Origin of the sequence: Candidatus Infernicultor aquiphilus (assembly GCF_002784285.1) — a bacterium.
Classification (GTDB): Bacteria; Atribacterota; Phoenicimicrobiia; order Phoenicimicrobiales; family Phoenicimicrobiaceae; genus Infernicultor; species Infernicultor aquiphilus.
This window is the reverse complement of the sequence record NZ_PFKO01000349.1, coordinates 1-1,050: the sequence shown is the minus strand read 5'-3', so window position 1 is coordinate 1,050 and position 1,050 is coordinate 1. Positions and strand designations below refer to the sequence as shown.

Annotated in this window: 2 protein-coding genes; both read right to left on the bottom strand. The window is 34.9% G+C overall.

The genetic code is table 11. The features are described from left to right. Window positions 1-206: 206 nt before the first annotated feature. Window positions 207-632: a type II toxin-antitoxin system VapC family toxin gene (locus COZ07_RS09855; protein ID WP_406608394.1), complete on the bottom strand. Its 426-nt coding sequence runs from the start codon at window positions 630-632 to the stop codon at window positions 207-209. Further along, window positions 619-840: a hypothetical protein gene (locus COZ07_RS09850; RefSeq protein WP_406608393.1), complete on the bottom strand. Its 222-nt coding sequence runs from the start codon at window positions 838-840 to the stop codon at window positions 619-621. Before COZ07_RS09850 ends, COZ07_RS09855 begins: the two co-directional genes overlap by 14 nt. Window positions 841-1,050 lie beyond the last annotated feature (210 nt).

The window sequence follows — 1,050 nt, the reverse complement described above, 5'->3', positions numbered from 1 at the left end:
TACGCCTGCTGTATTTGGTCTACCTGGTTTGTCTGGTTTATTTAGTTTATTTAGTTTATTTAGTTTATTTGGTTTCTTTAGTTGAAATTGAAAGGTTGACTAAAAAATTCAATCAGGGGGAAAAACCCTTAAGCTTAAATATAAACCTCCCCTTACATTGAGAAATCCAAGGCATAGAAATAGATGAGATTCAGCGGATAATGATTTTAGTGGATTTTATAAGGCAATCTAAATTCCTTGACCGTTGGTGATATTTTTTCGAATTCAGGGTCTTTATGAACAAGTATACCATTATGCTCCTGACACAGAGCCGCTATATAAGCATCAGCTATGGAGATGCGGTTTTTTGCTTTTATAGCGCCCGCTCTCACATTAAGATTCTCATTAGATTCTTCCACCCTAACTGCAAGAGATTGAATCAACTTAACCCTCTTTAATGCCTCTGATTCATCTTTTCCCTTAGCTGTAATATAAAAAACCTCCGTTAGACTAATAAAGGCAACATAAATGGCTACATCGCCTTTTTCTGCTCGAATTAAAAGATTCTCAATATATTCAGATCCTTCTTCATCCTCAATGAAAGTCAAAAGAGCAGAAGTATCAAGGATAAAGATTTCTTTATCTTCCTTCAATTTTAATATCCTCAGCCCTTGATTTTAACAATTTTTCGGTGAGCCTCTCTCCTTTCCCAGATCCCCTCAAAAGCCTTCTTGCCTCTTCTAAGGCAAATTTTTCTATCTCATCTGGGAAGATCACAAGGACCTCGGTTTTCTTTTTCGTTTTTATAGGTTCGATAGGTTTAATCTCACTTCCATCAAATAAAGCCCTAATCACTTGCATCTACGTTCACCTCCGTTTTTAATATACCCTAATAAAATTACAAATTCAACAACCACCATTCGTTTCAATGAAAAGTTCTATCTGATAGGTGGCTTTGAACTTACTTTGACTTAATGACAATGTCAATTTTTTTGAGCTTATATTGCTTCAACCTTAAGCTAAAAATTAGTTTTCCTCTTTTTTCTTTGCCATAGGAAATTCTATTTAACC